The organism is Pseudomonas sp. (genome assembly GCF_049590575.1).
In the GTDB taxonomy this organism is placed as follows: Bacteria; Pseudomonadota; Gammaproteobacteria; order Pseudomonadales; family Pseudomonadaceae; genus Aquipseudomonas.
The window spans coordinates 1-1,518 of the sequence record NZ_JBAWDE010000286.1 but is presented as its reverse complement, the minus strand read 5'-3'; the positions used below and the strand labels follow the sequence as shown (position 1 = coordinate 1,518).

The window sequence follows — 1,518 nt, the reverse complement described above, 5'->3', positions numbered from 1 at the left end:
CACACCGACCATCGGGTAATGGTAGAAAGACGTTTGATCATAATGTTATAAGTTTAATAAAATTGGTAAGGTACTGACGGGTTTTGCTTTGCTAGAGGGCAAAGCTCCTATGCGACTAACAGAAAATGGGGGGCCGGACGCGGCGGCCCTCGAGTGCGTTCACCTGAATTCGGTTGGGAACAAAGGGTGTTGAGCCAACAGCCCGGCAAAATCAACGCATAGCGAAAACCTTGGGAATCATCATAGCGGAGGGTACTGGTGGCCTGTTTACGATTGGCCAGGGCTTGATCGGAAACCCGCAGGGGCACAAGGACAAGTGGTGCTTTTTGCTCAGGACGCATCATTCGCAAGGAAGCCGGATTTTGGTCTGGCGACAAAAAAACCATGGAAGGGGATAAACCGATTTGCTGAGCGTTACAGACCGTGAAAGTCACGATCATTGCCACAGCCAATCCTGTCCATCTCCTCCCGCGTTCCTTGGTTACCCTGGGGTTCGCCAAATGCACGGACAGAGCTTTAGCACGTCTTATGCCAAGGGATTTTTGGGTAAAAGTTACCTTCTAGCTTGGCGGAATAGGACTTATAAGACATAGAGGCCTTATGGGATGTATCGGTCCCAGGTCTCGAGCGCAAACACCCATGAAACACCGTCCGAAAACGCCTCCCGAAGCAATTCCCTTTCAGCGCGGCCAGCGTCCGGTGAGACCAGTCGTGGAAAAACCTCTTCGCCTCGAATGGATTTCGCCCGCCGTCTGGTCCGCCCTGGCGGCGGAAGGGACCGATGCGCATCGGCTCGCCTCGGAGCCGGAAGTGTGGCTGGAACGTTTTGGACGCGATGTTCTGCTTTCCCATCTGACCGGGCCGGGTCGGGACGCGGCGCTGGCCGAGATCGATGAACGTTGCGCCGCTTACTCCTATCGTGCCTTTCGTGTTTTTGGGAAGCACCTGCCCCTGCATGCCTCCGAGCGGGGCGCGCCCGTTCTGCTGCGCGGCGACGCGGGCGGTTCATTGGAAACGGAGGTGAGCGAGGCGGGCGCTCGCTACGGGCTCGATTTTGCGGGCGGCTATTCGGCCGGTTTGTTCATCGACCAGCGGGCCAACCGGGCCCGCCTGCGCACGCTGAAACCGAAGCGGCTGCTCAATACGTTCGCCTACACCTGTTCCTTTTCGGTCGTGGCCGCGCTGGGCGGAGCGGAAACGGTGAGCGTCGATTTATCGCGCCGCTCGCTCGCGCGGGGCGAGGGAAATTTTCAGCGCAACGGACTCGATCCGAAGGCGGGCCATCGTTTTATCGCGGACGATGTCCTGGCGGTTCTGCCGCGGCTGGCGCGGCGCGGGGAGAAGTTCGACGTGATTATTCTCGATCCGCCCACCTTTTCGCGCAACCAGGCGGGCGGGGCGTTTCAGGTCCGACGCGATTTCGACCGTCTGGTGGCGCTGGCGCTGGAGGTGGCCGCGCCGGGGGCGAAGATTTTACTTTCGGTGAATCATTCCGCCATGCGTGTCGCCGATCTGGAG

The 1,518-nt window shown here is 58.9% G+C and carries 1 protein-coding gene; it reads left to right on the top strand.

Features of this window, described 5'->3' with window-relative positions:
• Positions 1-711: 711 nt before the first annotated feature.
• Positions 712-1,518, top strand: an 807-nt coding sequence (locus tag WBR57_RS20010) for a class I SAM-dependent methyltransferase (RefSeq protein WP_424085895.1), incomplete at its 3' end; no start/stop codon positions are given.